The organism is Variovorax sp. 350MFTsu5.1, assembly GCF_048302515.1.
GTDB lineage: Bacteria > Pseudomonadota > Gammaproteobacteria > Burkholderiales > Burkholderiaceae_C > Variovorax > Variovorax guangxiensis.
In genome coordinates this window covers 218,721-244,646 of the sequence record NZ_CP157621.1, presented here as the reverse complement: position 1 = coordinate 244,646, position 25,926 = coordinate 218,721, and the positions used below count along the sequence as shown (strand labels likewise).

The 25,926-nt window shown below is 65.4% G+C and carries 31 protein-coding genes; 12 read left to right on the top strand and 19 right to left on the bottom strand.

The window, feature by feature from the left end:
• Positions 1-12: 12 nt before the first annotated feature.
• The 10 genes from ABL843_RS32575 to ABL843_RS32530 form a co-directional block, all read right to left on the bottom strand.
• Positions 13-642, bottom strand: a complete 630-nt coding sequence (locus tag ABL843_RS32575) for a DNA-binding response regulator (protein ID WP_418120838.1) — start codon at positions 640-642, stop codon at positions 13-15.
• 95 nt (positions 643-737) lie between these two features.
• Positions 738-1,232: an Ohr family peroxiredoxin gene (locus ABL843_RS32570; RefSeq protein ID WP_418120837.1), complete on the bottom strand. Its 495-nt coding sequence runs from the start codon at positions 1,230-1,232 to the stop codon at positions 738-740.
• Positions 1,233-1,282: 50 nt separating this feature from the next.
• Positions 1,283-1,654, bottom strand: a complete 372-nt coding sequence (locus tag ABL843_RS32565) for a c-type cytochrome (RefSeq protein ID WP_369658960.1) — start codon at positions 1,652-1,654, stop codon at positions 1,283-1,285.
• A gap of 10 nt (positions 1,655-1,664) precedes the next feature.
• Positions 1,665-2,240 carry a YceI family protein gene (locus ABL843_RS32560; RefSeq protein ID WP_418120836.1) on the bottom strand — a complete coding sequence of 192 codons (576 nt, stop codon included), beginning with the start codon at positions 2,238-2,240 and terminating at the stop codon, positions 1,665-1,667.
• A 178-nt stretch (positions 2,241-2,418) separates the two neighbouring features.
• Complete coding sequence (locus ABL843_RS32555; RefSeq protein WP_418120835.1) at positions 2,419-3,174, bottom strand: SDR family oxidoreductase; 756 nt, start codon at positions 3,172-3,174, stop codon at positions 2,419-2,421.
• Positions 3,175-3,197: 23 nt separating this feature from the next.
• Entirely contained in the window at positions 3,198-3,677 is a 480-nt protein-coding gene (locus ABL843_RS32550; protein ID WP_145760058.1) for a carboxymuconolactone decarboxylase family protein, read from the bottom strand.
• 177 nt (positions 3,678-3,854) lie between these two features.
• Positions 3,855-4,868 (bottom strand): bestrophin family protein, encoded by a 1,014-nt coding sequence (locus tag ABL843_RS32545; RefSeq protein ID WP_418120834.1) that lies wholly within the window; start codon positions 4,866-4,868, stop codon positions 3,855-3,857.
• A 102-nt stretch (positions 4,869-4,970) separates the two neighbouring features.
• Positions 4,971-5,570 carry a peroxiredoxin-like family protein gene (locus ABL843_RS32540; protein ID WP_418120833.1) on the bottom strand — a complete coding sequence of 200 codons (600 nt, stop codon included), beginning with the start codon at positions 5,568-5,570 and terminating at the stop codon, positions 4,971-4,973.
• A complete protein-coding gene (locus ABL843_RS32535; protein WP_418120832.1) occupies positions 5,567-5,773 on the bottom strand; it encodes a hypothetical protein in 207 nt (68 codons plus the stop codon). Before ABL843_RS32535 ends, ABL843_RS32540 begins: the two co-directional genes overlap by 4 nt.
• 172 nt (positions 5,774-5,945) lie before the next feature.
• Complete coding sequence (locus tag ABL843_RS32530; RefSeq protein WP_418120831.1) at positions 5,946-6,764, bottom strand: alpha/beta fold hydrolase; 819 nt, start codon at positions 6,762-6,764, stop codon at positions 5,946-5,948.
• Between the two features lie 105 nt (positions 6,765-6,869).
• Between ABL843_RS32530 and ABL843_RS32525 the strand changes: the two genes are divergently transcribed.
• Positions 6,870-6,992, top strand: coding sequence for a hypothetical protein (locus ABL843_RS32525; RefSeq protein ID WP_369658967.1), 123 nt, complete (start codon positions 6,870-6,872; stop codon positions 6,990-6,992).
• A gap of 365 nt (positions 6,993-7,357) precedes the next feature.
• Here the strand turns inward: ABL843_RS32525 and ABL843_RS32520 are convergent, their stop codons facing one another.
• From ABL843_RS32520 to ABL843_RS32485, 8 genes are all read right to left on the bottom strand, one after another.
• On the bottom strand, positions 7,358-7,621 hold the full coding sequence (locus tag ABL843_RS32520; protein ID WP_369658968.1) for a ubiquitin carboxyl-terminal hydrolase 14: 264 nt from the start codon (positions 7,619-7,621) through the stop codon (positions 7,358-7,360).
• A 329-nt stretch (positions 7,622-7,950) separates the two neighbouring features.
• Positions 7,951-8,475 carry an Ohr family peroxiredoxin gene (locus tag ABL843_RS32515; RefSeq protein ID WP_369658969.1) on the bottom strand — a complete coding sequence of 175 codons (525 nt, stop codon included), beginning with the start codon at positions 8,473-8,475 and terminating at the stop codon, positions 7,951-7,953.
• A complete protein-coding gene (locus ABL843_RS32510) occupies positions 8,472-8,912 on the bottom strand; it encodes a carboxymuconolactone decarboxylase family protein (RefSeq protein ID WP_369658970.1) in 441 nt (146 codons plus the stop codon). The genes ABL843_RS32515 and ABL843_RS32510 overlap by 4 nt, the downstream gene beginning before the upstream one ends.
• 6 nt (positions 8,913-8,918) lie before the next feature.
• Complete coding sequence (locus ABL843_RS32505; RefSeq protein ID WP_418120830.1) at positions 8,919-10,112, bottom strand: alpha/beta fold hydrolase; 1,194 nt, start codon at positions 10,110-10,112, stop codon at positions 8,919-8,921.
• 11 nt (positions 10,113-10,123) lie between these two features.
• Positions 10,124-10,510: an OsmC family protein gene (locus ABL843_RS32500; RefSeq protein WP_418120829.1), complete on the bottom strand. Its 387-nt coding sequence runs from the start codon at positions 10,508-10,510 to the stop codon at positions 10,124-10,126.
• 27 nt (positions 10,511-10,537) lie between these two features.
• Positions 10,538-11,140, bottom strand: coding sequence for an NAD(P)H:quinone oxidoreductase (wrbA, locus tag ABL843_RS32495; protein ID WP_418120828.1), 603 nt, complete (start codon positions 11,138-11,140; stop codon positions 10,538-10,540).
• 130 nt (positions 11,141-11,270) lie between these two features.
• Positions 11,271-11,639 (bottom strand): hypothetical protein, encoded by a 369-nt coding sequence (locus ABL843_RS32490; RefSeq protein ID WP_369658974.1) that lies wholly within the window; start codon positions 11,637-11,639, stop codon positions 11,271-11,273.
• 50 nt (positions 11,640-11,689) lie between these two features.
• Positions 11,690-12,469, bottom strand: coding sequence for a sensor histidine kinase (locus tag ABL843_RS32485; RefSeq protein WP_369658975.1), 780 nt, complete (start codon positions 12,467-12,469; stop codon positions 11,690-11,692).
• A 558-nt stretch (positions 12,470-13,027) separates the two neighbouring features.
• On the opposite strand from ABL843_RS32485, the gene ABL843_RS32480 reads away from it, so the two are divergent.
• From ABL843_RS32480 to ABL843_RS32455, 6 genes are all read left to right on the top strand, one after another.
• Complete coding sequence (locus ABL843_RS32480) at positions 13,028-14,968, top strand: ATP-binding protein (RefSeq protein WP_418120827.1); 1,941 nt, start codon at positions 13,028-13,030, stop codon at positions 14,966-14,968.
• Positions 14,969-15,136: 168 nt separating this feature from the next.
• Positions 15,137-16,030: an RNA polymerase sigma-70 factor gene (locus ABL843_RS32475; RefSeq protein WP_418120826.1), complete on the top strand. Its 894-nt coding sequence runs from the start codon at positions 15,137-15,139 to the stop codon at positions 16,028-16,030.
• Between the two features lie 157 nt (positions 16,031-16,187).
• Complete coding sequence (locus ABL843_RS32470) at positions 16,188-17,192, top strand: LysR family transcriptional regulator (protein ID WP_418120825.1); 1,005 nt, start codon at positions 16,188-16,190, stop codon at positions 17,190-17,192.
• A 177-nt stretch (positions 17,193-17,369) separates the two neighbouring features.
• The gene (locus ABL843_RS32465; RefSeq protein WP_418120824.1) at positions 17,370-18,329 is read left to right on the top strand and encodes an alpha/beta fold hydrolase; all 960 of its coding nucleotides are present in this window, start codon (positions 17,370-17,372) and stop codon (positions 18,327-18,329) included.
• 24 nt (positions 18,330-18,353) lie between these two features.
• On the top strand, positions 18,354-19,217 hold the full coding sequence (locus ABL843_RS32460) for a hypothetical protein (RefSeq protein WP_369658979.1): 864 nt from the start codon (positions 18,354-18,356) through the stop codon (positions 19,215-19,217).
• A 7-nt stretch (positions 19,218-19,224) separates the two neighbouring features.
• Positions 19,225-19,938: a dienelactone hydrolase family protein gene (locus ABL843_RS32455; protein WP_369658980.1), complete on the top strand. Its 714-nt coding sequence runs from the start codon at positions 19,225-19,227 to the stop codon at positions 19,936-19,938.
• A gap of 110 nt (positions 19,939-20,048) precedes the next feature.
• Here ABL843_RS32455 and ABL843_RS32450 read toward each other — a convergent pair whose 3' ends face one another.
• The gene (locus ABL843_RS32450) at positions 20,049-20,507 is read right to left on the bottom strand and encodes a carboxymuconolactone decarboxylase family protein (protein ID WP_369658981.1); all 459 of its coding nucleotides are present in this window, start codon (positions 20,505-20,507) and stop codon (positions 20,049-20,051) included.
• Between the two features lie 231 nt (positions 20,508-20,738).
• On the opposite strand from ABL843_RS32450, the gene ABL843_RS32445 reads away from it, so the two are divergent.
• The 5 genes from ABL843_RS32445 (at position 20,739) to ABL843_RS32425 (ending at position 25,882) form a co-directional block, all read left to right on the top strand.
• Positions 20,739-21,362: a glutathione S-transferase family protein gene (locus ABL843_RS32445; RefSeq protein WP_369658982.1), complete on the top strand. Its 624-nt coding sequence runs from the start codon at positions 20,739-20,741 to the stop codon at positions 21,360-21,362.
• Positions 21,363-21,526: 164 nt separating this feature from the next.
• Positions 21,527-22,576 (top strand): glutathione S-transferase family protein, encoded by a 1,050-nt coding sequence (locus tag ABL843_RS32440; protein WP_418120823.1) that lies wholly within the window; start codon positions 21,527-21,529, stop codon positions 22,574-22,576.
• Between the two features lie 142 nt (positions 22,577-22,718).
• Positions 22,719-24,113 carry an amidase gene (locus ABL843_RS32435; protein WP_418120822.1) on the top strand — a complete coding sequence of 465 codons (1,395 nt, stop codon included), beginning with the start codon at positions 22,719-22,721 and terminating at the stop codon, positions 24,111-24,113.
• A gap of 28 nt (positions 24,114-24,141) precedes the next feature.
• Complete coding sequence (locus ABL843_RS32430) at positions 24,142-25,038, top strand: tryptophan 2,3-dioxygenase (RefSeq protein WP_369658985.1); 897 nt, start codon at positions 24,142-24,144, stop codon at positions 25,036-25,038.
• A 160-nt stretch (positions 25,039-25,198) separates the two neighbouring features.
• On the top strand, positions 25,199-25,882 hold the full coding sequence (locus tag ABL843_RS32425; RefSeq protein WP_369662465.1) for a nitroreductase: 684 nt from the start codon (positions 25,199-25,201) through the stop codon (positions 25,880-25,882).
• The last annotated feature ends 44 nt before the right edge of the window (positions 25,883-25,926 follow it).

Here is a 25,926-nt window from a genome sequence, read left to right as displayed (position 1 = left end):
TTGGAAAGGTGTTCAGGCTGACAACGGCGCATCGGCGAGAGGGTGCCGGGCATCCAGCAGCCCGCGGCGGATCGCTTCGGTGATCGCGCCCGTGCGCGTCTGCTCGCCGAGCTTGGCCAGGATCGTCTTCACGTGCGTCTTGACCGTGCCCTCGCTGATACCGAGCAGCCGCCCGATGTTCTTGTTGCCCAGGCCGCACGCCATGTGCTGCAGCACTTCGAACTCGCGGGCAGTCGGGACGGACTGGACCAGCGTGTCCAGCACCCGGTCCGCCGCCGACCGCGACAGATAGCGGCGCCCGCCGGCCACACAACGCACCGCATCCGCGAGTTCGTTGGCCGAGCAGTCTTGCAGAAGGTAGCCACGCACGCCGGCGTCGACGGCGCGGCGGATCTGCCACCCACGGTCCTGCTCGCTGACGATGAGAAGCGATGCCACCTTGGCTGCGCCGCGGCGCGGTGCCGCAGCCCGAAGCATTCCGGTCGAATAGTCCGTGACCACCACGTCGACCTCGCCGAGGCTCTCGGGTTGGACGGTGAAATCGGTGCTGGAGCGCAGCAGCGCGGCGATGCCCGTAGCGACGTACGGGTCGTGATGTGCGATCGACACGTTGATCCTGAGGGCATGGGCCGGTGCGGTCATGGGCTCGGTCCTTCTTGAAACCATGGATGGAGTCTGGGCAAAGGGCGTTCCGTACGCCAGTTAAAGCCTGTCAAACCTTGTTAAGGCCGGCACGGCTATGCGGCGAGCGCCACGATGCTGGTCATTCCGTTTCGAGCCAGCTTCGCGTAGGGGCAGAACCGCTCGGTATGGCGCACCAACTCTTCGGCAAGGCTCTTCTCGACACCCGGCAGGTGGATGGCGACGTCGGCCGTGAGCATGAAAAGGCCGTCCATGGGATCGCGCCCGAATGCCACCGACACCTCGACCCGGGCGTCCACGAGAGGGATGCCCTTGCGAGTCGCCAGCAAGTTGAGCGCGCCATGGAAGCATGCTGCATAGGCTGCGGCGAACAACTGCTCCGGATTGCTCCCTCCTCCTCCGCCGCCGAGTTCGACGGGAAGCCGCAGCGCTATATCGAGGCATCCATCGTTCGAGCGAGCAACGCCCGAGGCGCGTCCGTGTGCTGCCTCGCCCCCGCTCACGGTGACCTTGGTCGAATAAAGGGGTTGGAACTCCGGTCCCCGGTACCTGTTCAGGAGGGAGACCGGGGGAGGTTGCAGCTTGGTCATGGTCGAGGTTGCACGAAAGGACGCGGCGCGCCGAGCACCGCGCCTGCGGACTATTTCAGCGAAGCCAGGTAGGCGATGAGATCGGCGCGCTGCCTGGCATCCGCCAGCCCGGCATAGGGCATGACGTTGCCCGGCACGGCACCCTGCGGGTTCGCGATGTAGGCGTCGAGCGTCTTCGCATCCCACGGATAGCCCGCACCCTTCATGGCGCGACTGAAACGAAAGCCCGGCGCGCTGCCGGCCTGACGCCCGATCACGCCCTGCAGGCTGGGACCGACGCCATGGCTTCCGTCGATCGAGTGGCAAGCCGCGCACTGAGCGTAGGCCTGCTTTCCCGCAGCCACGTCCTGCGCGCTCGCGTCGAAGGCGACCAGCAGAATCCACAGGAAGCCGAAGAGCGGAATGATTCGACGCATATTCATTGCCCGCCCCTCAAGGCGTCTCCAGTTCGAAAGCGGCGCCGATGATCAGTCCGACCTCTTCGCCGATCTGAGGCAGTGCAGCCATCACGCCGAAATCGCCGCGGCGAAGCCTGCCGCGGATATCGAAGCCGATCGTGTAAACCTGTTTTGTCGGATTGACGCCTGCGCCGACGAAGCTCGCATCCAGCACGATCTCGCGTGTCACGCCGTGCAATGACAGGTTGCCGGCCACCTGGAAGCTCCGGGCCGCCAGCGAGACCGGCGACGTCGACGTGAAGGTCATGGCCGGAAAGCGCTCGGCGTCGAGCCAGTCGCGACTGCGCAGTTCTTCGTCGAGCACGCGGCTCGAGGTCAAGACATTGGCGACGGGCACCGACACCGTCAGCGCTCCCGCGCCGGGTTGCGGCGATGCGAGGTCGAGCACGCCCGAAGGACTCAGGAACTCGCCGTAGTAGGTGGAGATGCCGAAGTGCGACACGCTGAAAAGCACGCGTGTGTGCACCGGGTCCAGCCGGTAGTGGCCGCGGCGTACCGCACTCAGTTCCTGCGGCACGGTCGTTGTGGGGGAAGTGACGGTATCGGTCATGTCTCTGGATGGAGCCGGGTGACGGTTTGCTGGCCGGAGCTCACGACCTCCGCCGCGAACGCCGAGGGGCAAGACTGCGCACACGTCAGGGGACGCCTGTCGTGTGTGCCTGCCTCGACGGCCTGTCGCGGCGGAGGCGCTCGCATCGAGGGAGCCCCGGCAGCGCTGCGGCGACGCGTCAGCGCGGCGCCTTGGGCAGTGCGAACCAAGCATCGAAGTCCAGCGCACCGATGCGCGGATTCGGCCCCGGCACCAGGGTGTCGTCCTTCAGCTCGGCGCCGAAGTAGCGCGCATGCGCGTCGGGCACCACGGTGCGCTTGTCGTTGGTGGCCTTGAGGTAGCGCGCCACCAGATCCGACAGGCGAACGCGCTCGGGACCCGCGATCTCGACCACGCCGTTGCGCGGCTGGCCCAGGGTGTAGTCGGCCACCGCCGCCGCCACGTCGTCCGACGCGATGGGCTGAACGAAGGCCGGCGACAGGTGCACGGAGTCGCCGTCGGCGCCCGACTGCGCGATCGAGCCCAGGAACTCGAAGAACTGCGTCGAATGGACGATGGTGTACGGAATGCCGGAATCGCGGATGAGCGCCTCCTGCGCGATCTTGGCGCGGAAGTAGCCGCTCTCGCTCAGGCGGTCGGTACCGACCACCGACAGTGCCACATGGTGCTTGACCCCGGCCTTGGATTCGGCCGCCAGCAGGTTGCGCCCCGAGATCTGGAAGAACTCGAGCACGGCCTTGTCCTCGAACGACGGCGAGTTCGCCACGTCCAGCACCACCTGCGTGCCCGCCATGGCGGCATCCAGGCCTTCACCGGTGATGGTGTTCACACCCGACGCGGGCGAAGCCGCGACGACTTCATGTCCAGCCTCGCGCAGCTTGTTGACGACTTTAGAGCCGATGAGGCCAGAGCCGCCGATCACGACGATTTTCATGGGGTACTCCTAGTGCGATGGGTTCAGGAAAGCTTGGCCTTGTCCAGGCCGAAGACCTTGTCGGAAGAGCCGGGCACCGTCTTGAGGGCGATGTTCAGGCGGCTCCACGCGTTGGTGGACATCACCAGGAACGTGAGGTCGGAAATTTCTTTTTCCGACAGCTGCGTGCGCACGCGCTCGTAGATCTCGTCGGGCACGCCTTGCTCGGACAGCTTCGTCAGCGCCTCGGTCCAGGCCAGCGCTGCGCGCTCGCGCGGGATGAACAGCGTCGAATCACGCCATGCGGCCAGGTGCAACAGGCGCAGTTCGCGCTCGCCCTGGATCTTGGCCTGCTTGACATGCATGTCCAGGCAGAAGGTGCAGCCGTTGAGCTGCGAGGTGCGGATCGCGACCAGGTTGCGGATCGGCTCTTCGATCGAGCCTTCCTTGATGGCGTTGAGGAACTCGACGAACTTCTTGAAAATCTCGGGGGACTTCTCAGCGTACTTGATGCGTTGGGTCATGGTTGGGTCCTTGAAGAATCGGCGGATGCCTGGGCTCAGGGCGACTGAGCCACCGTTCACGAGGGTTCGCAAAAGGGAGACTTGATGCTAGGTTTCGTCGCGCCCGGCCGGTAGCCATGCAAGGGGCCTCACTGTGTTGACCGATGCGCACCAATGCGCACCGGTAGGCGCGAGGTCTCAAAGAATGATTTCGTGGACCGGTACCGGCAGCACGGGCAGATCGGTCTCGCCGATGAACTCCTTCATCTCGCGCTCGATGGTCCTGGCGATGAGCGTGATGGGTACGTCATTGGCGCTTCCCTCGAACGGGTTTTCGGTGCTTTCGCCCACCTGTTCGAGCGATGTGTACATCCACGAGATCGTGGCGCTGAAAGGAATCACGAGCCACACCATGCAACCCTGCATCAGGCCACTGATGCCATCGTTGAGCTTGTCGAACTCTTTCAAGAGCCCGAATGGCAGGAGAACACAGAACGCCCACACGAAAAGCGTATTGATGATCGCGTACTGTCGCGGGTAGGGATAGTTCTTCAGGCGCTCCGCGCGCCCCTGCTGGTCGATGAACTCCTTCTGCAGTTTGTTCAGTTCGATGTACGTGGTCAGAGACAGGTCGCCCTGATCGTGAAGCCGCCTCAATGCCCGGCTTTGCAGCCAGAGCACCTGCGTCGCCTTGAGGCTGAGCTTGACCTCATGGATCTGCGCATGCTCGGAGTTCGAAAGATGTCTGCGCAGCTCGTCGTCGATGGGTGTCTCGCGCTCAGGGATCCGATAGATATCGCGGTACTCGACGTTCGACGCCTTCTCCATCGTCTCCCACGGCCTGGCACTGCGCAGCTCGTAGCGCAGGCAGGTCAGCCATGCGACGTGGCGATCGATGAGCTCGCGCGCCTCGATGGGGTTGCGCACGAAGCCGCCGACGCTCGCGCCCCAGAACCGGCTGCTGTTGAGGATCGAAGTCCAGAGGTGCTGGGCCTCGACCGTGCGGTTGTAGGTCTGCACGTTCTTGAAGCCGACGATGAAAGAGGTCGCGGTGCCCAGCAAGCCCACCACGGTCAGGGGAATGGTGAGCCACCGCAGCCCGAGCACCTGGTAGAGCAGCACGGGCACGGTGCCGACGGCCAGCAGCAGATAGATCTGTCGCCGCGTCCAGGCGATGAACTCGGAAACTTTGTAGGTCTTGCCCAGGTGCATGGTGAGCTTTCGGAGATGCGAAAGAGCGAGCGGCCGCCCGTTCGGCGGATGCGCGCTCGCTCTGGTTGGATTTCTGAGGGTGGGCGGCAGCCCGTGCGGCCGTCAGGGCCGCTGTCGCAGGACCTCGATTGCGGCAACGACCTCGCGCGGACGCGTGCGTTCACGCACGTCTTCCTCGATCGAGGCAAAACAGATCTCGCCAGTTCTGTCGATCACATAGGTGGCGGGAACCGGCAGCACCCACTGCCCGTTGCCGTTCAGCACGGGGATGTCGGTGCCGACGCTGCCGTAGTAGTCCACCACGTCGGGATGCAGCGTGTAGGCAAGCCCGAAGCCGTTGGCAGCCTCGAGGGCGCAGTCGCTCAGCACGGTAAACCCGAGTCCGTTGTCCTGGGCCGTGCGCATCGAGTGCTCGGGCAGCTGCGGCGAGATGGCCAGCAAGGTCGCGTCGAGCCGGGTCAAGGCGTCGGTGTACTGTCGCCATTCGCGAAGCTGGAGGTTGCAGTAGGTACACCATCCGCCCCGGTAGAAAACGACGACCAGCGGGCCGCGCCGCCAGACATCCGAGAGACGCACAGGCTTGCCCGAGGCATCCGGCAGCGTCACGTCGGGTGCCCGGGTTCCGATGCGCAGAGCCCGGGCCGCGATGCCGGTGGCGTCGAACACGGCATCGGCTTCGCTGAGCGTGTCCTCGCGGCTCATTGCGGGCGCTCCAGTGCCGAACGGGGGCCCGCGGCACGATGTGCGGCAATGGCGACATCACCGGAAGTGTCCTGCAATGCCTCGTAGGCAGCGAGGGCGGAGCCGGCGACGACCGCCGTAGTCAGTACCGCGATGCCCACGGCGTCTTGCAGGCGGCGCGACAGGCCGCCGATGTCAGGGAGAGAACGTCGCAATGGGTTCATGAAAATCTCCAGGGCGGTAGAGCGTCGTCACCAGCGCTCATGCGCCTTTCAACGAGGCCGACCAAGCGTAGTGCTCGCCAAGGCGTGCCGGTAGGCCGGCACAGGGGACCACGGTGTTGCACGACGGGCAACAATGACTTGTGCGATGCCCTGCCCGTGCGTCGCGGCGGTATCAGGGCTGCTGTGCATCCGATCCGGCGGCTTCGACGATCAGGCGGGTCACCGGGCCCGGCCTGGAGATCATGACCACGTGCGACGCCCCCTTGACCACGACGGTCTTCATCGACTTCGCGCGCTCGGCCATGAAGGACAGCGCAGCCGGAGGAATGTTCTTGTCCCTGTCGCCGTAGATGAACCAGGACGGCACGTTCTTCCATGCGGCGGCGGGTGCCGGTTCGGCCAGCGCCGACTGCGTGATCGGACGCTGCGACACGGCCATGAGATGCGTCGTGTTCGGCGCCACGTCGGCGGCGAACTGGCTGCCGAACTTGTCCTGCAGGATGTAGAGATCCTTGTTGCCGTCGGGCAGCGCGACCGGCGGTGCCAGCGCGGGCCCCAGCGTGCTGCCAGGGAACTTGCCAGACAGGTCCGCCGCGGACTCTCCGACCTCAGGCGCGAACGCGGCCACGAAAACCAGCGCCTTGACGTTGGGTTTTCCCTGCGCAGCGGCGGAGATCACTGAGCCGCCGTAGGAATGACCGACCAGAACGACAGGTCCTTTCACGGAGTCGACGACTGCGCCGACATAGTCCGCATCGCGTTTCACGCCCCGCAGCGGATTCGCGACGGCGATCACATGGAAGCTGCGCGCCCGCAGATCGCGCGCCACGTCGTTCCAGCTCGCGGACTCGGCGAAGGCGCCGTGCACCAGCACGATGGTGGGCCGTTCCGGCGACGCGGCGGCATTCGCGGTGCTGGCGGGTGCCGCCAGGTGGATTGCCGCAATGCAGGCGATCGCGAAAGCGCGAGCGAGGGTGAAGAGTCGAGTCATGGTTTTTCCTTCGAAGATGAGTTGCTCGGTGAGTGGACGGGTCGCCCTGGGAAAATCTGTTGAGTGGCGGGGTCGTACCCGGCGCGCCTGGAGTCCGCGGTGCAGATGTCCGGCACCAGCACGGGACTTGCTACCGCTCCCGTGGCGAACTTCAACTCCGCGCTGGCTGCTTCGCCACTGGCCACGGCCGCGGCGCCCGCCATCGTCAGCAGGCAAACGGCCATGTAGCCCCAACGCCAGGCGAAGTCCATCGGGCCTTCCGGCGCAGTGCGCGCAGCAGGCTGCGACGTACACGGCATCGCGTCGAGCCGTGTCCTCTGCCCGTTGCGTGGCGCGCGTGCACGACGCGCGGCGCGCGGCACGGGAGACGAAGCCAAAGTGGAAATACGCAGCACCATGTGATTTCCCAGAGGGCACCAAGCCCTGACCCCAGGACGGCTGGAGCGCCGGTCCGCGAACATCGCGGGACGATCTGGATGCTAGGTTTCGGTCTCTTCGGGCGGTAGCCTTGCGAGAGGTACTTCCATGTTGCATGCGGGGCATCAATTCGACACGACGGGCACGCGAACGGCAGGTGCGCGCGAGGCTACGAATCAGCCCCGGACGTGGACCTCATCCACGTAGCACCAGCGCCAGTCCTCGCCGGGTTCGATCGACTGGACCAGAGGATGGCCCGTCATGTGGAAATGCTGCGTGGCGTGTTTGTGTTCTGACGAGTCGCAACAGCCGACGTGTCCGCATGTGAGGCACATGCGCAGATGCACCCAGCGACCGCCGATGCGCAGGCAGTCTTCGCATCCTTGGCTGGAAGGGGTGACGGAGTGGATCTGGTCGAGGTGCGTACAGGTCGTGGTCATGCGGTGGTCCTTGAAAGGCGCCCTCCACCCGTCGCGTCGCCGTGTTGCTGATCGGATTTACGCGGGAGTTCCCGCGCCGACGTGAGTTCGTCCCGTGCACGAACGGATGGAAAGTGCACGCCTCATTACAGCCGCCTCGGCAATCTGACACCCGTCATCTTCGTTGCGACGGGCGGAAGGCAAATCGTCAGGCCGCGTGACTCGCGGCCCATGAAGAAAATCGTAGTTTTGAACGCTGCGCCCCGGTAGGCATGTGGTGCGGACGACGGTGTTGCCCTCGATTCACCAATGCGCGCGGCACTGCCCGGCGCAAGGCCATCGAACCGGACTCAGACAAAGCGGATCGTCGAGCGCATGCCTACGCGCGACATCTTCATGTAGGGGCAGATGCGCTCGGCTTGCGCGACAAGTTCGGCGGCTTCGCGGGTGTCCATCTGCGGCAGGCTCACCTCGAGCTCGGCGGTGATGAGGAAGAGTCCGTCGACCGGATCGCGCCCGAACGAAACCGTGGCCGCGATATCGATGTGCGGCGGAAGACGCGTGCGCATGGACGCCGCGGCTATCGCCATGGCACCGTGGAAGCATGCCGCGAAACCCGCTGCGAACAGCTGCTGTGAATTGGTTCCGCCACCGTCGCCGCCCAGCTCCGTCGGCTGCCGAAGAACCAGGTCGAGGTTGCCATCGTCGGATACGGCTCTCCCAGACACGCGCGCATGCCGGGCCTCTCCGCCGGAAACGGCAACGGTCGTGGTGTAGAGCGGAAGGATCTCGTCGCCGGTGTAGGGCACCAGGAACCCGGGATGCCCGCCGGGATGGCCTTCTGCGTCGCCAGGCTCGTCGGCGAGCACGATCATTGCAACGGCCCTCGCGTCGGCGCGCAGGCCCTCCGGCTACGGGCGTTCTCCAGTGCGATGGCCAGGCTGAGCGCCACGAGTTCGTTGTGCTCAAAAACGGCAGCCACCTGCAGGCATCGCGCCCGCCCCACGCCGTCTTCGCCAGCCGTGACCAAGGCCTCGGCCCAGGAGAGCGCGGCCTTCTCGCGCGGCGTGAGACCTGTCCCGGCATCGAACCAGTCCGAGACCAGCATGAGCTTCCTGACCGGGTAGCCCGCACCAAGCAATGCCAGGAAATGAGCATCCGTTCGCACGTCGTTGCAATTGAGCTGCGACACCCTGAGGTGCGCAAGGTCGACGAGCGTCTGGGAAAGCCTCGACGCCGCGATGCAGCGGTTGACGATTTCTGCAACGCGCTCGTGGGCTTCGCCACGCATGGCAAGTGTCTTCACCTTCATCACAACTCAGGACTGCCGGTCGAAAGCGATGGCGTCGAAGCCCGAGCCCTGCTCGAGCGTGCGATGGACCGGACACTTCTGCGCGACCTCCAGCAAATGGGCGCGCTGTTCGTCGTCCAAGGCGCCCTCGATGGCAACCTCACGACTGAAGAAATCCGGGGGCGAGCGGTCCTTGTCGCGACGATGGTTCACTGCCGTGCGGATGCGGGTCACCGGCCATCCCCTGCCATCGGCGTAATGGCGCAGCGTCATCGTGGTGCATGCGGCAAGCGCCGACGACAGCAGGTCATAGGGCGTCGGCCCGGAGCCGAGCCCGCCGGCGGTCTCGGGCTCGTCGGCCAGCCAGCGGGAGCCACCTGAGCGCAGCGCCAGCTGGAACTTGCCCAAGCCGGTCTCCTCGGCCACGGCATCGGCCGGCTCGGCTGGTGAAACGGCCGGCTCCGGCAGATAGCGCAGGGCCCAGGCAGCTATGAGGCTTGCCGCATATTCGGCATCCTCGCGTCTGGACAGCAGATGGTCCGCATCGCCGAGCGATACGTAGCTCTTCGGGTGCCGGGCCGCAAGGAAGATGTGCGTCGCGTTCTCGATGTCGACTGTCAGGTCGCGCGGCGCGTGCAGCACCAGCAACGCCCGGCGAAGCGCACCGATGCGCGCGCCCTGGTCATGCCCTCGCAGGTCATCGACGAAGGCCTTGCTCACAGACATCGGTCGCCCAACGACCTTCAGGAGCGCTGCCGGCTCGCCATCCAGTCGCGCCAGTCCCTCGGGGTCGAGCAGGTGCAGCACATGCCCGACATCGAACGGTGCGGCGATCGTCGCCACGGCGCGCGCACTGTCGACGCTGCCCGCCGCCGCGAGAACGGCCGCGCCGCCCAGGCTGTGTCCGATCAGCAGGTCGGGCGGCATGCCCGAGTCCTTCATCGCTTCGGCGGCCGAAACCAGGTCCTGCACGTTGAGGCTGAAACTCGAATCCGCAAAACTGCCTTCGCTGTCGCCGAGGCCAGTGAAGTCGAAGCGCAGCACGCCGATACCGGCGCTGGCCAGAGCGCGGGCCACGCGCACCGCGGCCAGGTTCTTCTTGCCACAGGTGAAGCAGTGCGCGAAGAGCGCCCAGCCGCGCTGGATGCCTTCCGGCATCTCCAGCGTGCCCGACAGGCGCTGGCCCTCGCGGTTGAGGAAATCGAATGAGCGGGTTGGCATGGTGTCTTCCTTCAGGCCACGGTCGTACGAATCCGCACACCCGACTTCAGCGTCAGCGTGACCGGCGTGCGCTCGGCGATCTCGGCCAGTCTCGCTTTCTGCGCCTCGTCCAACCCAACCATGTGCAGCGACCGCTCCACAGCCATGGCATCGCCATCGCGCGACAGATGCAGCTTCACCTCCACGGATTCGAGCGGCCATTTCTTGAGGTTGGCATACATGCGCAGCGTGATCGCTGTGCATGCACCCAGGGCCGCGATCAGCAGGTCATAGGGCGCGGGGCCGGTGTCTGCGCCGCCCAGGGCGGATGGCTCATCCGCGACGAGCCTGTGGCGGCTGCCCACCTCTATCTGCGTGCGGTAGCCATCGCGACCGATTGCTGCAATGCCATGCGTCATCAGCGAACCTCGTTCTCGAACGGCGTGTCAGGCTGCGAGGCGATTGGCCAGACGCGCCACGTGCGTGCCCTGGAAGCGCGCGATGGAAAGCTCGTTGGCGGACGGCATGCGCTGGCCATCGGCTCCGGCGAGCGTGCCCGCGCCGTAAGGTGAGCCTCCGGTGATCTCGGCCATGTTCGTCAGCCCCGTGCACGAGTACGGCACGCCGACGACCAGCATGCCGTGGTGCAGCAGCGCCGTATGGAACGACGCGATGGTGGTCTCATGGCCGCCGTGTTGCGTGGCTGTCGACGTGAACACGCCGCCGAACTTTCCGATGAGTGCGCCCGTGGCCCAGAGGCCGCCGGTCTGGTCAAGGAAGGTTCGCATCTGGCCCGCCATGCCGCCGAAACGCGTGGGCGTACCGAACAGGATCGCGTCGTAGCCCGGAAGCTCCGCCACCGTGGCGATTTCAGCGTCCTGTTCGACCTTGGCGCCCGCCTGGCGCAATGCCTCGGCGGACATCGTCTCCGGCACACGCTTGACGGTGGCTTCGCTGCCGGGAACCGAGCGCACGCCTTCGGCGACCGCTTTCGCCATCTGCTCGAGATGGCCATACATGCTGTAGTAAAGAACGAGGATCTTGCTCACGATGAGGGACTTGAAAGAAGGATGGGATACGGCAATGGCGCCGGGAGAATCGTAGAAAGGCAGGCCGATGGGCACTAGGCGTTTGCCAATGACTACGGTGTTGACGCCTTCGCACCAATCGAGGTGCGGTTCAGTCCTGCAGCAACGTCGCGTCGCGCCAGCACAGCAAGGACAGCACTACGCCCTCGCCGTCGATCTCGAATTCGTCCGGCAGCGGGCCGTCGATCCATTCGAGTTGCACGGCACCTGCCAGTTGCTGCCGAAGCTCTTGCTCCCAACCCGGACCGCGTGCCATCCACGTCAGATTCGCATCGTCCCCGTCGGGTGATGGCGCAAGCATCACCACGACACGCATCGCCGGCGAGCCTTCGCCCCCTGCGGGCTGGATGGCCCAGAGGCGCTGGATGGCAGCGTTGGCGTCATACCAGCTCGAAAGGACAGTGGACGAAGGCACGTCCTGACGACGTGCATCGAGAGAAGGGTCGAGGGATATTTTCATGAAATGCAATCAATCAAGCGCCGGGGCGCGGGTCGGGATTTCGGGGTTGATCAGGAATGGGAGCGGCGATGAAGAGGAATCCACACGTTGAATTCGGCGCCATGGCCGACGCCCGCCGACGTCGCCTTGACGAAGCCGCCATGCGCGACCGCCAAGCCGTGAACCAGTGCGAGGCCGATGCCGAAACCGCCATGAGAACCATCGGCGGCGGCACCACCCTGGCTGAACAGGCCGAAGACGTGTGGCAGGAATTCGGGCGCGATGCCGCAGCCGCGGTCCTCCACACAGATGCGGGCGAAACCGTCCTCCGAGCGAAGACGCACGACGATCTCGGCCCCTTCGGGCGAGAACTTCATAGCGTTGTCCAGCAGGTTGCCGACGATCTGCTCGAGCCGTACCGCGTCGGCGTGGCAACGGATCGGATCGCCGGCCTGCACCTCCGTGCGGATACGGCCACCGCGCCAGCTGGCGTCCAGCGCAGCAGCTAGGCGTGGCACCAACTCGCCCAGGTCCACCTCCGCGCAATGCAGTGCGAGCTTGCCGGTACGCACCCGTGAGAAATCGAGCAAGTCATTGATGATCCGGGTCTGGCTCTCGATGGCGCGCTGGATCGATTCGGCGATACCGCGGATGTGCCCCGACACGGTCGACGCGGGCAATCGTTGCAGGAGCCCCGCGTTCATCTGGATGATGTTCAGGGGCTGCTTGAGTTCGTGCGACACCACGGCCAGGGCCCGGTCCCGGGTCGCGCAGCGCAAGTGCAGGGCCGCGCGAGGATCGAGGATCGCTGCCGAGGCGCCTTGGTGATCGGGTTTGGACAGGGCACTCATGTTCGCTGCGGAGGTTCGAGGAAGCAGGCAGCGGCAAGCGGGTGCACGCTGGGCATGGAAGAAGGAGTCATGGGTCATCCGTTCGGAAGTCGACTGAAGGCGTTGCGAGCGGCGCGATCGTAGGAGCCCACCGCCGCCGCTGGAAGGCATGTGTCGCGGCCCACGGTGTTGTCGGGCAGACACCAATGCCGATCCACCACGAACACGGGGTCGGCATCGTTAGCCGTTTCTGGATGCATCGTCCGACACAGGGCCGATCGAACATGGCCCGGTCAGACCTACGATGACCAGCCGGATCGCTCCGGCGAAGCAGCCACGCAAGGGCCGGGAAAAAAACCTGTCACAAAACACCCGGCTCGAACGTCTTTGGTATGGAGACGCAAACGCGTGTCCGGCCGGCATGCGGCCCTGCAGCAACCTGACCTGGACCGGGAGAAGTGGCAGCGGCCTTCTGGACGGACCCGATTTGCCGATCAAGACCCCTACCGAATTGACCATGAGCGCTCGCCAAGCCATCGCACGCGGCCTTGCCCGCCACCCTTGCTGACGGAGATCCGCATGTCATCATTGCCCGCCAGCCCGCCACAGGCGACCGCCGAAGTCCTATGGCGCTTCGGTCCCTTCGTCGTGTACGAAACACAGCGCCGGCTCGAACGTGCCGGCGAGGCCGTTCGGCTGGGCTTCCGCTCCTTCGAGCTGCTGCTCCAGTTGGTCAAGCACGCCGGCAAGGTGCTCGGCAAGGATGAGCTGCTCGCTACCGTCTGGGCTGGCGTGGTTGTCGAGGATGCCAGTGTTCGCGTGCAGATGTCCATGCTTCGCAAGGCCCTGGGCCGACCGGGCGCCGGCGACGACTGCGTCGAATGGATCTCGAACGTTCCGCTGCAGGGCTATCGGCTCAACGGCAAGGTCCTGCGCGAATGCAGCGACACCACCCGCCCCGGAACGCTCTCGATGGCGATCGCGGCGTCCTTTGCATCCCGGTCCGCCGCCCCCGCGTTCACGAAGCTGCCGACGCGGCTGACCCGACTGATCGGCCGGGAAGCCGACCTGAAGCGCCTGCTGACGGCCATGGACACCAGCCGCATCGTCACCCTCGCGGGCCTTGGCGGCATAGGCAAGACGCGTCTCGCCATCCGCGCTGCGGAATGCCATCAGGCCCGAACGGGCATGCAGATCGGCTTCGTCGACCTTTCGCCCCTGATCGGTGAGGACCACGTGGCGGGAGCCTTGGCGCGGGCGCTGGGTGTGCCGTCCGACGCACCCGACACCATGCGTGCAATTCACCGGCAGCTCGAAGGGCGCGACGTGCTGCTGCTGATCGACAACTGCGAGCACGTGGTGGACGCACTCGCGCCCCTGATCGCCGGACTGCTCGCTGAGCTGCCCACGCTGCGCATCCTCGCTACGAGCCGGGAGGCTTTCCGCATGGAAGGCGAACGCGTGCTGCGACTGGCGCCGCTCGTCGTGCCCGAGACGGACCGGTTGACGTTGGCCCAGGCAATGCGTTCTGCGGCAGTCGAATTGCTGGTGGAGCGGGCGCAGGCCGCCGGCGCTCGCCAGTTCGGCGATTCGGACGGCGGGCTTCTTGCGCGGATTGCACGGCAGGTCGATGGCATCCCGCTGGCCATCGAACTGGTGGCGGCCAGGCTGGGCGTGCAATCGATCAACGACCTCGCATCGCGGCTGAACGACCACATGCGGCTGTACTCCGCTGGCAACGCGACCGTGCTCGCACGGCATCGAACGCTTGCCGCGGCTCTCGACTGGAGCATCGCGCTGCTGAACCCGCAGGAGCTCAGGCTCTTTCGCTTCCTGTCAGTCTTTCGAGGCCGGTTCGACCTGAATTCTGTGCTGAGCCTCGCCGAGAGCGACATGGACACCGAATCCGCCTTCGATGCCTTGATCTCGCTGGCCAACAAGTCGCTGGTCTCCTTCGACAACAGCGATGCGATTGCGCCCTATCGCCTGCTCGGTACGACGAGGAGCTACGCGGCCAATCTGCTCTCACGGACCGGCGAATCCCCCGCACTGGGGCGACGCCACGCCGAGCTCATGCGCAGCCTCATGGACGAGGCCACGGCGCAGCTGTCCAGGCTCGACATCGACGCGTGGACCGAGCGATACGCCCATCATCTGGACGACGTGCGGGCCGCCCTCGACGTCTGGCTTGCGCAGCCCGGCGGCACCGAGGCCGACGTGACGACCGACACGGAAGTCGGCGTGGCGCTTGCCGTCGCCTCCGCCCCGCTGTGGTTGCAGGCTTCGCAGGCCGAGGAGTATCGAGACCGTGTGCTCACCACCATCGACCGCGTCGAGCGGCTGCCAGGTGTCGATGCGAAGACGATCGCCGGGCTGCGCTTCGCGCTGACCGCTCGCCGCACTTTGCGCGCCGAGCCACGCAGCGAGCGCCTCGACATGGACAGCGAGGCGAAGGCGCTCTACTTGAGCGCCGCTCGCCCCGCGTCGGCCTCCGCCTCGAACCACCCCCCCCAAAAGTAGCAGAAGAAGCTCTCGCCAACACAGGCTGCCGCATCGGCACCGGGCTCCTACGCTTGCAGCATCTGTGGAATCGCTACGAAGTGACAAGCAGGCCGTCACAGGCGCAGGGTTCGGCACGTCTTCTGTGGCACGGGGGCTTCCCCGCAAGAACCAACCAGACACAAGGTCATGAACGACACAGAAGGCACCAACGAGATCAGCAACGTCTTCGACAGCCTGCGGCCACGGCTGCATGGCATCGCCTACCGGATGCTCGGTTCGACCGAGGAAGCCGAAGACGTTGTGCAGGACGCCTGGCTGCGCAGGCGTCAGGCGAACGGTGCCATCGACAACGAGGAAGCGTGGCTGGTGTCGACCGTCACCCATCTGGCGATCGACCGGCTGCGCAGCGCGAAGGTGGAGCGCGAGCACTACATTGGCATGTGGCTTCCCGAACCGGTGATGTCCGACAACTCGCCCTCGCCGGAGCAGATGCTGGAGAAGGCGGAGAACATCTCGATCGCCTTTCTCACCGTGCTGGAGCGGCTCTCGCCGGAGAGTCGCGCGGCATTCCTGATGCGCGAGGTCTTCGGCGCCAGCTACGGCGACATTGCCCACATCCTGGGCAAGACCGAAGCCGCCAGCCGCCAGCTCGTGCACCGGGCGAAGCTCCAGATCCTCGAGAAGCGCAAGCGTTTCCGAGTCGCGCCGGAGGAGCACATCCGCCTGCTGAGGGAATTTTCCGAGGCGGCGCAGCGCGGGGACTTCGCCGCGTTGCGCTCCCTGCTGTCGGACGACGCCGAGTTCATCAGCGACGGGGGCGGCAGAGTGCCGAGCTTCGACGCTCCGCTGAGGGGCCGCGACCGCATCGCGCAGCTCTATTTCGCGACCGGCAGGCGGTACGGCGACAAGGTGCGCATGCGGATCGCACCGATCAACGGCGAATGGGGGTTCCTGCGCTTCATCGACGGCGTGCTCGAGTCCGTGCAATCGGTGGAGACCGACGGCGCGGGAATCACCCGGATCCAGGCCCAGAGAAACCCGGAAAAACTGGCCGCTCTGGCTTCGTTGCTGAAGTTCTAAAGGCACGCCCGCCCTCCCGAGCAGCTCGAGAGGTGATACACGGACCGTTCATAACAAACATTGACAGGCATTAACTGGTCCTTGTTTGCCGTCACGCGCAGAGTGCTCGTTGTGAGAAGGCTTTCCCCACGGCCTTCATGCCACCGAGATGCTGCAAATGACGAATTCCTCCCTGCCCTGCCCCACTTCCATTCCCCTCACGCCGCGCGCGGATCCGCTGGCTTCGAGCTTCGCGACCAGCTATGCGGGTGTCGTGGCCTTCATCGCCGTCGTGACCGAAGGCAGCTTTGCCCGCGCAGCGGACCGGCTGGGCATCGGGCGTTCTGCGGTGAGCCGCAGCGTGCAGAAGCTGGAGGACCAGCTCAATGTCAGGCTCTTCACCCGGACCACGCGGAGCACCTCGCTGACGCGGGAAGGCGATCTCTTCTATGCCAACTGCCACACCGGTGTGGACCGTATCGTGCAGGCCGTCGAAGAGATGCGCGACCTGCGCGAGGGCCCGCCTCGCGGGCACCTGCGCATCACCTCGGCCGTCGGCTTCGGCCGCCGCGTGGTCGCCCCGTTGCTCGGCGATTTCTGCGCCGCGTATCCAGAGGTGTCGATCGACCTGCTGCTCAACGACAAGCCGACCGACTTCACATCGGACCGCGTGGACATCGCATTCCGCAACGGCCGCATGGAAGACGCACAGATCATCGCCAAGCAGATCATCCCCATGCAACTGCTGGTCTGCGCCTCGCCGGACTACCGGGATGCGCATGGCCTGCCGACCTCACTGGACGAGTTGATGGCCCACCAGTGCATCAACTTTCGTACGGCCTCGGGTCGCGTCTCCGAGTGGGAGTTCAAGGCGGACGGAGTGCTCCGCAGGTTCGCGCCGGCGTCGAAGCTCACCTACAACGATGCAGACCTCGTTCTTCAGGCCGTGCTCGATGGACACGGCATCGCGCAGATGGCGGGATACCTGATCTGCGAGCCGCTGCGCAAGGGCTCGCTGGTGACCTGCCTGACGCAGCACGTCCCGGACGATCACGGACACTACATCTGCTACCTGAGCCGGCAGCATCTTCCCTCACGCATGCGCGTCTTCATCGACTTCATGACGACACGCATCCGCGCGGCGGACCTCCAATGCCTCACGGACCTCGACGCACCGGCCTGAGCGTGCACCGCCGTCTCCGGACGCGTATTGGTGCGCGCCCAGCAACAGCGTGCGTCCCTTCGCGAATCTACCGCCGCGCGAATGCCGAACCTACGATGACTTCCGTCTCACGGCACCCGCGCGACACAGGTGCGCCGTGTTCGTAATCCAGATCTCCACCCCGTCTCAAAGGAAATCATGACCACACCTCAGAACCCCTCGCGCAGAAACCTGATCGCATCCAGTGCGGCCGTTGCCACCGGCACGCTCGCGATAGGTGTGCACGGCGCCGCCGCGGGCGCCCCCAGTTCGGGCAACCGCGGCCCGAGGATGAGCAGCGACACCGTCACGATGAAGGACGGCACGCGCATCTACTACAAGGACTGGGGCAGCGGCCCGGTGGTCACGTTCTCGCATGGCTGGCCCCTCAATGCCGACGCGTGGGACGGGCAGATGCACTTCCTGGCACGCAACGGCTTTCGCGTCATCGCGCATGACCGCCGCGGCCACGGCCGCTCTACGCAATCGTCGTCGGGCAATGATATGAACGGCTACGCCGACGATCTGGCCGAAGTGTTCAACGCGCTCGACCTGAAGAACGTCTCGATGGTCGGCCACTCCACCGGTGGCGGTGAGGTGGCCCGCTACATTGGCCGCCACGGTTCGAAGCGCGTGGCCAAAGCGGTGCTCATCGGTGCGGTACCGCCGGTCATGGTGAAGTCGGCGTCGAATCCGGAGGGCCTTCCGATCGAGGTCTTTGACGGGATTCGCGCGGGCGTCGCAGGCGACCGCTCGCAGTACTACAAGGACCTGGCCGTGGCTTTCTACGGCGCCAACCGCAGCGGCGCCAAGGTGTCGCAGGGTGTGCTCGACCAGTTCTGGCTCTGGAGCATGCAAAGCGGCCAGAAGAACGCCTACGAGTGCGTGAAGGCCTTCTCGGAAACCGACTTCACCGAGGATCTGAAGAAGTTCGACATCCCCACCCTGATCATGCACGGCGAGGACGACCAGATCGTTCCCGTGCACGACTCCGCCAGGAAGTCCGCAAAGCTCATCAAGGGGGTCAGGGAAATCTACTACCCCGGTGCACCGCACGGACTCACCGCGACGATGCAGGACAAGGTCAACGCGGACCTTCTTGCCTTCCTGCGCAGCTGAACACTGTCATCCAACCCCTTCGCCATGCTGAACCTCCTACTACAGACCACGATTGAAGAGCAGCCCGATGACTGGGACATCTCACGCTTCAGCCGACTGGCTTCATTCCTCGCCGGACTGAGAGACAAAGACGGAGGCCTTGCCTTCCGGGTGACCGCCCGCAACCGCACCCAACGCGGCACGCCGGACCCGGTGCTGTCGACCCTGGACGGATCGGACGTGGACCAACTCTGGCTTTTTGCGGTAGACGGGGGCGACGGGTTGACCGACGCAGACTGCATGGGAATCAGCCGGTTTCGCCGCCTTGGTGGCGCGCTCATGGTGACCCGGGACCACATGGACGTGGGAAGCTCCATCTGCAATCTGGGCGGCATCGGGGCCGCCCACTACTTCCACAGCCACAATCGAGAACCCGACGAGAGCCGGCACTGCGTCGACGACACCTACGCCACGAACATCTCCTGGCCCAACTACCACTCGGGCGCCAACGGCGATTTCCAGCGTGTTCGCTCGGTCGGCAGCATTCATCCCGTCATGCGCGACCGGCAGTCCTCGACCGGCGTCATCCAATACCTTCCCTCGCACCCGCACGAAGGGGTGGTCGGAGTGCCGGCGGATGATTCGACGGGTCGGGTGGTCGTCGAAGGACAGAGCCTCGTCTCGGGCCGACGCTTCAACATCGCCGTGGCGTTCGAGCGCTCGGAACATGGCGGTCGTGCCATCGCGCAGTCGACCTTCCATCATTTCGCCGACTACAACTGGGATCCCGCCTGCGGCTGCCCGACCTTCGTGGCCGAATCGCCCGGGGACGGCATGGCACAGTTCCCCGAGGCATTGCGCTCGACCAAGCAGTACGCCAGCAACCTCGCCTTCTGGCTCAGCGCCTGAGCCGGTCATGCAAGACACACTCCGCATCACCACCGGCGAGGGTTCCTTCTCGGCGTATGTCGCCCGTCCCGCAAGCGCGGGCACAGGCGCAACCGCGCCGGCCATCGTCGTGATCCATGAAGTCTTCGGCGTCAATGCCGACATGCGGCAGTCGTGCGACGAACTCGCCGCGCAGGGCTACCTGGCGATCTGTCCCGACCTGTTCTGGCGCATCGAGCCGGGCATCGACATGACCGATCGCACGGAAGCCGAGCTGGCGAAAGCCATGGCGCTTTACAACGCCTTCGACCTCGACGCCGGCGTGCGCGACATTGGCGCCGCCATCGCAACCGCCCGCGCGCTGGCTGAGTCGAACCACCGGGTCGGTCTCGTCGGCTACTGCCTCGGCGGCCTCATGAGCTACCTGACCACTGCTCACGCAGCCGCTGATGCCGCGGTGGCCTACTACCCCGGCAACGCCGACAAGCACCTCGAGGAGGCAGGCGGCATCGGCAGCCCGCTGATGGTGCATCTCGCGGAAGAAGACGAGTACATCCCACCCGACGCACGCAGGCAGATAGTCGCAGCCCTGGGAAAGAGTCCGCAGGTGCAGCTCCACAGCTACCCGGGATGCCGTCACGCCTTCGCGCGACACCGCGGCACCGCTTATGACGCGCGGGCTGCAGGCCTCGCGAACGGCAGGACCCAGGCGTTCCTGGCCCAACACCTGAAGAGCGGCTGAGATTCACAGCGCACGGCGCTACGTGGCTGCTATGGCCCTGGTCCTCTCCCACTTCTTTTCCTTCATAAAAAGCCGCCGGCGTGTCGTGCACACGCCGGCGGCTTTTTCGCTTATTCGAGCGGCTGTGTCGACGGAGGAGTGCGCATGCCGACAGCCATGCGGTTCCACGCATTGATCACGGCGATCGTCCAGCTCAACTCGACGATCTCCTGGTCGCTGAACTGCTTCTTGAGCGCTTCGAAGGCCGTGTCCTGGTCACCGTGCTGGTCGGCAAGGCGCGTCAGTTCCTCGGCCCAGGCCAGCGCCGCGCGCTCGCGCTCGTTGTAGAAGCTGGTCTCGCGCCAGGTCGACAGGCTGTTCAGGCGCTGCCAGGTCTCGCCGTGCTTGCGCAGGTCGCGCGCGTGCATGTCGAGGCAGAAGGCGCAGCCGTTGATCTGGGAGACGCGCGTCTGCACGAGTTCCATGAGCGAATGACCGAGCGAGGACTTCGCGATCGAGACGTTGACGCCCGCCATCGCCTGATAGGACTTGGCAGAGATCTCGGTCCAGGGTAGTCGGGGTTGGTTCATATTGGATATTCCTTTTGGGACGGACAATGAAAACGGGGCGCCTTGATGAGTGGCAAGCCCTTTGCTTGGCAGACGGACACATGCAGTGCGTCGTCTGGAAACACATTAAGGATTCGCTACCGCTCGCACTTCAGCCGTTGGTATGGCAACCGCCTCCCCCTTTTGCAGGGGCTGCACATTGGAGGGAGAATCGAGTGCAATTCATCGTGCGCCCATCCGTTGGAGTCCACCATGCTGCGTCTCTATGACAGTCGCCTGTCCGGCAACTCATGGAAGGTCCGCATCCTCCTGAGCCAGCTTGGACTGCCCTACGAGCGTGTCACGCTCGACATCCGTAAAGGCGAAACGCGCGATCCTTCGTTTCGGCGGATCAGCCGTTTTGCTCGAGTGCCCGTGCTCTTGCTGGAGGATGGCCGCCCCATCGTGGAATCAGGCGCCATCCTGGTGCATCTCGCCAACGGCACGCCCTATCTGCCAGATGATCCACACCTGCGAACGGAAGTGATGAGCTGGCTCTTCTTCGAGCAGGCCGATCTTCAGAAAAGTATTGCTACAGCACGCGTGCTCCACTTGCACGGACTCGCGAACGACCGGATGCAGGACATCGTGCGCTATCACGCCGATGGATACCCCGCACTGGAGAAATTGGACGAATGGCTTCTCGATCACACCTGGCTTGCTGGTGACAGCTACACCATCGCCGACCTCGCGGCTTCGGCCTATGTGTCGCTCGCCGAGCAAGGAGGCTACGCGATGGCGCGCTTTTCCGGCATCGAAGCATGGGTGGCACGCGTGCAGGCTCAGCCTGGATGGGTACCTCTTCTCCACGGGGAGAACACCTCGTCCAGCGCCTGAGCGCCGCCATCGTTCGGATTTCAGGGACCGAGCGTGCAAGCTTTGCCGCCTTCTCACCTCTGACCAAGCTGCCTACGATTTGATTGCCTTCAACGCGCTGTTGAACGCAACCCCACCGATCGATAGTTGCTGCGCCTGCCTCGCAGGCCGCCAAGAGGACCGTGATGACGAACACCGAACCGCTGATGGAAATGGCCGCCGCCGCACGCGCTGCCGTGCTCGACCCGAACCGAATCACCGTCGTGGGCGGCAGCCCGGATCCACGGTTCGAACTGTTCCATGCGGCAAGCTCCCTGTGCTCGCAGAAGGTCCGCACGGTACTCAACGAAAAGGCGCTTTCCTACCGTTCCAACGACATGCGCATCCTGGGTTCGATGGAGCCCACCGGACTGGTGCCGGCCGAGCATTACAGCCCCGCCTACATCCGACTGCGGCTGATCGCTGCAAGGGAGTTGGGGCGCGGTTTCGTCTCCGGGTATAGCGGGCGCACCTCCGTGGAGACGGAAGGCTTCGATCCCTGCGTCGTGCCGCTGCTGCTCGACCATCAGGAAGGCCGGGTGGTCGCCGATTCGCAGCGCATCTGCTGCTACCTCGATGCTGTGGACCGCCAACCGGTGCAACTGATTCCCGATGAGCCCGCTTCGCGCGAGGAGGTGATGCGCCAGGTCGGCATCGTCGACCGGATTCCCAACGGGGCGCTGCTCTACGGTTTCCATCCCGACGCCGACCTCCGGCCCGAAGCGCTCAAGACCTCGATGCGAACGGTCTATCACTACAAGGTCATCGCGCTCGAGCGGCTGATCGCCGATAACGCCGGCGATCTCGAGCTGGTGGCCGCCTATCGCGCCAAGATCACTAAGGAAATCGGCGGCAAGCAGGTGTGTCACGATCCGGAGTTCCAGCGTGCCGCGCGCCATCGCGTCAGCCAGTTGCTGGAGAACCTCGAGCTCGACCTGGGCAAGGCCTCTTTCGGCTGCATCAACGGCCACCCCTTCTCGCTCGCGGACGTACTGTGGGGCGTCAACCTCGTACGCATCAACTACCTGGGACTGTCCTCGCTGTGGGACGCCCTGCCCGGCGTCGCTCGCTACTTCGAGGTGCTTTGCAAGCGGCGCTCGCTGTGCGAGGAAGCGATCGGGGCCTCGATCGCCTCGATGCCGCACTCGCGCTTCATGGATTCCGTGGCCAGTTGCCTGGCTGAAGCCACGGCCTGAGCTTCACGGCGGCGCACGCCTCGCCCCCGCCGCGTCCGCTGCATTTCCCGCCTCATCGATCGTCACGTCTTTCATGACGGAGACGGACACGCACGCCTTGCAAACCGTTGGACCACTCATTCCGCCTGTGCCCCTGACTGCCATGACGAACAAGAGCGATCACCGTCCTGTAGGCGCCATCCCCCGCGCCCCTGGCCTTCGCCGCGCGTTGCAGGCGCTGGCCGAGCGGCACATCACGGTGTCGGGCCTGGTCGACCAGGCGCTGGACGCGGCGGAGTCTTCCAAGCGCATCCTTCGTGCATTCGCCTCCATCGACGAGGAGGGGGCCCTGCGGGCCGCGCGGGAGAGCGAGCGGCGCTACGCGGAAGGACGCACGCGCCCCCTCGAAGGGCTGATCATTGGCGTCAAGGACCTGATCGACACACAGGGCCTCGAAACCAGCTACGGCTCGGCGGCCTGGCGAGGCCACGTTCCCACAGCCGATGCGGAGTTGGTGGCTTCGCTTCGCGAGCGCGGCGCGATCGTTCTCGGCAAGACCACCACGCACGAGTTCGCGTGGGGGGTCACCACATCCAGCAAGGTTTTCGGCGATACCTTGAATCCGCTGGACCTGACGCGCATTCCCGGCGGATCCAGCGGTGGCGCTGCCGCGGCCATCGCCTACGGTGCCGTGGCGGCGGGACTGGGCACCGACACCGGTGGATCGGTGCGGATTCCGGCGGCGCTTTGCGGCGTCGCAGGCTTCAAGCCCACGTACGGCCTGCTCCCGACGCAAGGGATATTTCCGCTGGCCCCCTCGCTGGACCACCCAGGACTTCTGGGCGAGACGGTCGACGACATCGCCATCCTGGCCGGCGCCTTCTCCATCGATGCGCTCGCAGACCGGGGCTTCACCCGAGCCCGCCTCGGCGTGCTTCGCGAGGTGCCGCCCGTGCCGGCGAGCGCTGAAGTGGCATCGGCCTTCGATGCAGCCGTCGCGACACTCGGCGAGCTCTTCGCCTGCGCGAATGTCGAAGCCGAAGGGCTATTTGACGGCACCTACGAAGCCTTCGCGCACATCGTGCTGACCGAAGGCGGTGCCGGACACTTCAGGCATAACGATGCGGACCGGATTGCCGCGCACTACAGCCGCGAAACCACGGAGCGCCTCGAGCGGGCCAAGGCGATGACGCTCGGCGAATATGCAGCGGCGCAGCAGACCCGAAGGGACTTCACAGCCAGGCTGCACCGAGCCATGGCTCGCGTCGATTTCCTCGTACTACCGACATGCCCCTGCACCGCGCCGGCCCTGCATGAAAGCGTGATTCGCATCGGCGCGTGGACCGGCACCGTGCGCGAGGCGCTGATGGCCTACACCGCGCCTTTCAACGTCGCGGGGTTTCCGGCCATCTCGATACCCCTCGCACCGCGCGACGGCCAACTGCCTTCCGCATTGCAGGTCGTCGCCAGGCCGGGCCATGACGGCGCGCTCCTGCGGGTGGCGCGGCAGATGGAACAGCGGCTTCGCACCCAAGCCCCCGCATCCCCGATGCGCTGACAGATCCCCACGGAAACAGGAGCACAAGATGAGCAACCCCACGCAATCCACGGACCGACCCACGCCGGGCGCCACGCCCGTCGGGCAGACACCCTACAGCGCATGGATACAGACCGACACGCTGCATTCGCTGCATCGCACTGTCAGCGACCATCCCGGCGAGCATGCGTGGATCACCCACGTACAGGTGTCGGAGCTCTACTGGATGCTCATCATCAAGGAGATGCAATCGGCGCAGCGCTTCCTGCGCGCCGACGATCTGCCGCAGGCCTACAGGACACTGCAACGCATCTCGGCCCACCATGCACCACTGGACGCGATCTGGCGCTCGATCGACTGGATGACGCCCAACGACCTGCTGGCCATACTTTCACGCGCCGTCGGCACCTATGGCCAGGACACGGCCCTGCAAGGCTGGACTTACCGGCAGATGGTCTATCTGTTCGGCATCAAGCAGGCCGTGCACCTGCAGCACTTCGAGCCGCAGCCGCAGCGCCTGGCGCAGCTGCGCCAGGCGCTGGCCGAGCCCAGCCTCTACGACGACGTGCTTGCCTACTTGCAGCGGCGCGGAATGAACGTGCCCCGCGCGTTGCTCGAACGCGATGTGAGCGAACCCTATGCCCCGAGCAAGGAAGTCGAGCAGGTGTGGCGCGACATCTACGCGGCGCCGGACAAGCACTCCGAGCTTCAGCAACTCGGCGAAGTGCTGGCCGACATCGCGCAGGGTTTCTGCAACTGGAAGTTCAGGCACCTGATGGCCACGCGCCGCACCTTCGGTGCGCGGCCGGCCTACTTCGGCACCGAAGGCGTCGCGTGGCTCATGCCCACGCTCGAGGAGATTCCGTTCCCCGAGCTCTGGTCGTCGCGCACTTTCATCGGCGATCCGCCACCCGTGTGTCCGCACATGGCCGGACAACGCCGCTGAAAGCGTTCGCGGGCTCCCGGTCGTTCGCGATTCCGGGACCCAATGTGCAAGCAATGGGGTCTTCCCGGGCAGCCGGGGCGTACCTACGATTTCCAACCATCCACCGCGAAAGCGAGAAAGACGAGCCATGTCAGCCAACCTCTTGATGGAGCCCACGCCCATGCACACGACGCCGTTCATCGACGACCTGATCCGGGAGCGGCGCAGCAAGCGCGGCTTCGTGGACCGCGCCGTTCCGCTCGATGTGGTGAAGGACATTCTCTCGGTGGCCAAGTACGCGCCGAGCTCGAGCAATACCCAGCCCTGGCGTTGCTACGTCGTGACCGGCGAGGCCCGCGAGCGCGTCACCCAGGCCGCCGTGGCGGAGTTCCGCGCCAACCACGACAAGCTGGCGCCGGAGTACCCGTTCTTCCCGCAGCCCCTGCACGAACCCTATTCGACGCGTTTCAACACCTTCCGCGGCCAGCTCGGCGACGCGCAGGGCGTGCACCGCAGCGACAAGGTCGGGCGCATGCGCGACGTGGAGCGCCAGTTCCTCTTCTTCGACGCACCGGTGGGCATCATCTTCACCATGGACCGGCGCCTGGAGTGGGCCAGCTTCCTGTGCTACGGCTGCTTCCTGCAGAACGTCATGCTGGCTGCCAAGGGACGCGGCCTAGACACCTGCCCGCAGCAGATCTGGTCGCTGCAGCACCACGTGCTGCGCGCCGAGCTAGGCATTCCCGCCGACGAAATGGTGATCGCCGGCATGTCGATGGGCTGGGCCGACAACGACCTGCCCGAGAACCGCATGACCCTGCAGAAGCACGAGGTCGAGAGTTTCGCGTCATTCATCGAGCAGTGACGAGCCCCCTGCCGCCACCGCGGCAGTCCCATTCATCCGCATCC

Bases quoted from the DNA above. Each gene is read 5' to 3' on its own strand.
- ABL843_RS32575 (WP_418120838.1), bottom strand. From the start codon at position 642: ATGACCGCACCGGCCCATGCCCTCAGGATCAACGTGTCGATCGCACAT.
- ABL843_RS32570 (WP_418120837.1), bottom strand. From the start codon at position 1,232: ATGACCAAGCTGCAACCTCCCCCGGTCTCCCTCCTGAACAGGTACCGG.
- ABL843_RS32565 (WP_369658960.1), bottom strand. From the start codon at position 1,654: ATGAATATGCGTCGAATCATTCCGCTCTTCGGCTTCCTGTGGATTCTG.
- ABL843_RS32560 (WP_418120836.1), bottom strand. From the start codon at position 2,240: ATGACCGATACCGTCACTTCCCCCACAACGACCGTGCCGCAGGAACTG.
- ABL843_RS32555 (WP_418120835.1), bottom strand. From the start codon at position 3,174: ATGAAAATCGTCGTGATCGGCGGCTCTGGCCTCATCGGCTCTAAAGTC.
- ABL843_RS32550 (WP_145760058.1), bottom strand. From the start codon at position 3,677: ATGACCCAACGCATCAAGTACGCTGAGAAGTCCCCCGAGATTTTCAAG.
- ABL843_RS32545 (WP_418120834.1), bottom strand. From the start codon at position 4,868: ATGCACCTGGGCAAGACCTACAAAGTTTCCGAGTTCATCGCCTGGACG.
- ABL843_RS32540 (WP_418120833.1), bottom strand. From the start codon at position 5,570: ATGAGCCGCGAGGACACGCTCAGCGAAGCCGATGCCGTGTTCGACGCC.
- ABL843_RS32535 (WP_418120832.1), bottom strand. From the start codon at position 5,773: ATGAACCCATTGCGACGTTCTCTCCCTGACATCGGCGGCCTGTCGCGC.
- ABL843_RS32530 (WP_418120831.1), bottom strand. From the start codon at position 6,764: ATGACTCGACTCTTCACCCTCGCTCGCGCTTTCGCGATCGCCTGCATT.
- ABL843_RS32525 (WP_369658967.1), top strand. From the start codon at position 6,870: ATGTCCGGCACCAGCACGGGACTTGCTACCGCTCCCGTGGCGAACTTC.
- ABL843_RS32520 (WP_369658968.1), bottom strand. From the start codon at position 7,621: ATGACCACGACCTGTACGCACCTCGACCAGATCCACTCCGTCACCCCT.
- ABL843_RS32515 (WP_369658969.1), bottom strand. From the start codon at position 8,475: ATGATCGTGCTCGCCGACGAGCCTGGCGACGCAGAAGGCCATCCCGGC.
- ABL843_RS32510 (WP_369658970.1), bottom strand. From the start codon at position 8,912: ATGAAGGTGAAGACACTTGCCATGCGTGGCGAAGCCCACGAGCGCGTT.
- ABL843_RS32505 (WP_418120830.1), bottom strand. From the start codon at position 10,112: ATGCCAACCCGCTCATTCGATTTCCTCAACCGCGAGGGCCAGCGCCTG.
- ABL843_RS32500 (WP_418120829.1), bottom strand. From the start codon at position 10,510: ATGACGCATGGCATTGCAGCAATCGGTCGCGATGGCTACCGCACGCAG.
- ABL843_RS32490 (WP_369658974.1), bottom strand. From the start codon at position 11,639: ATGAAAATATCCCTCGACCCTTCTCTCGATGCACGTCGTCAGGACGTG.
- ABL843_RS32485 (WP_369658975.1), bottom strand. From the start codon at position 12,469: ATGAGTGCCCTGTCCAAACCCGATCACCAAGGCGCCTCGGCAGCGATC.
- ABL843_RS32480 (WP_418120827.1), top strand. From the start codon at position 13,028: ATGTCATCATTGCCCGCCAGCCCGCCACAGGCGACCGCCGAAGTCCTA.
- ABL843_RS32475 (WP_418120826.1), top strand. From the start codon at position 15,137: ATGAACGACACAGAAGGCACCAACGAGATCAGCAACGTCTTCGACAGC.
- ABL843_RS32470 (WP_418120825.1), top strand. From the start codon at position 16,188: ATGACGAATTCCTCCCTGCCCTGCCCCACTTCCATTCCCCTCACGCCG.
- ABL843_RS32465 (WP_418120824.1), top strand. From the start codon at position 17,370: ATGACCACACCTCAGAACCCCTCGCGCAGAAACCTGATCGCATCCAGT.
- ABL843_RS32460 (WP_369658979.1), top strand. From the start codon at position 18,354: ATGCTGAACCTCCTACTACAGACCACGATTGAAGAGCAGCCCGATGAC.
- ABL843_RS32455 (WP_369658980.1), top strand. From the start codon at position 19,225: ATGCAAGACACACTCCGCATCACCACCGGCGAGGGTTCCTTCTCGGCG.
- ABL843_RS32450 (WP_369658981.1), bottom strand. From the start codon at position 20,507: ATGAACCAACCCCGACTACCCTGGACCGAGATCTCTGCCAAGTCCTAT.
- ABL843_RS32445 (WP_369658982.1), top strand. From the start codon at position 20,739: ATGCTGCGTCTCTATGACAGTCGCCTGTCCGGCAACTCATGGAAGGTC.
- ABL843_RS32440 (WP_418120823.1), top strand. From the start codon at position 21,527: ATGACGAACACCGAACCGCTGATGGAAATGGCCGCCGCCGCACGCGCT.
- ABL843_RS32435 (WP_418120822.1), top strand. From the start codon at position 22,719: ATGACGAACAAGAGCGATCACCGTCCTGTAGGCGCCATCCCCCGCGCC.
- ABL843_RS32430 (WP_369658985.1), top strand. From the start codon at position 24,142: ATGAGCAACCCCACGCAATCCACGGACCGACCCACGCCGGGCGCCACG.
- ABL843_RS32425 (WP_369662465.1), top strand. From the start codon at position 25,199: ATGCACACGACGCCGTTCATCGACGACCTGATCCGGGAGCGGCGCAGC.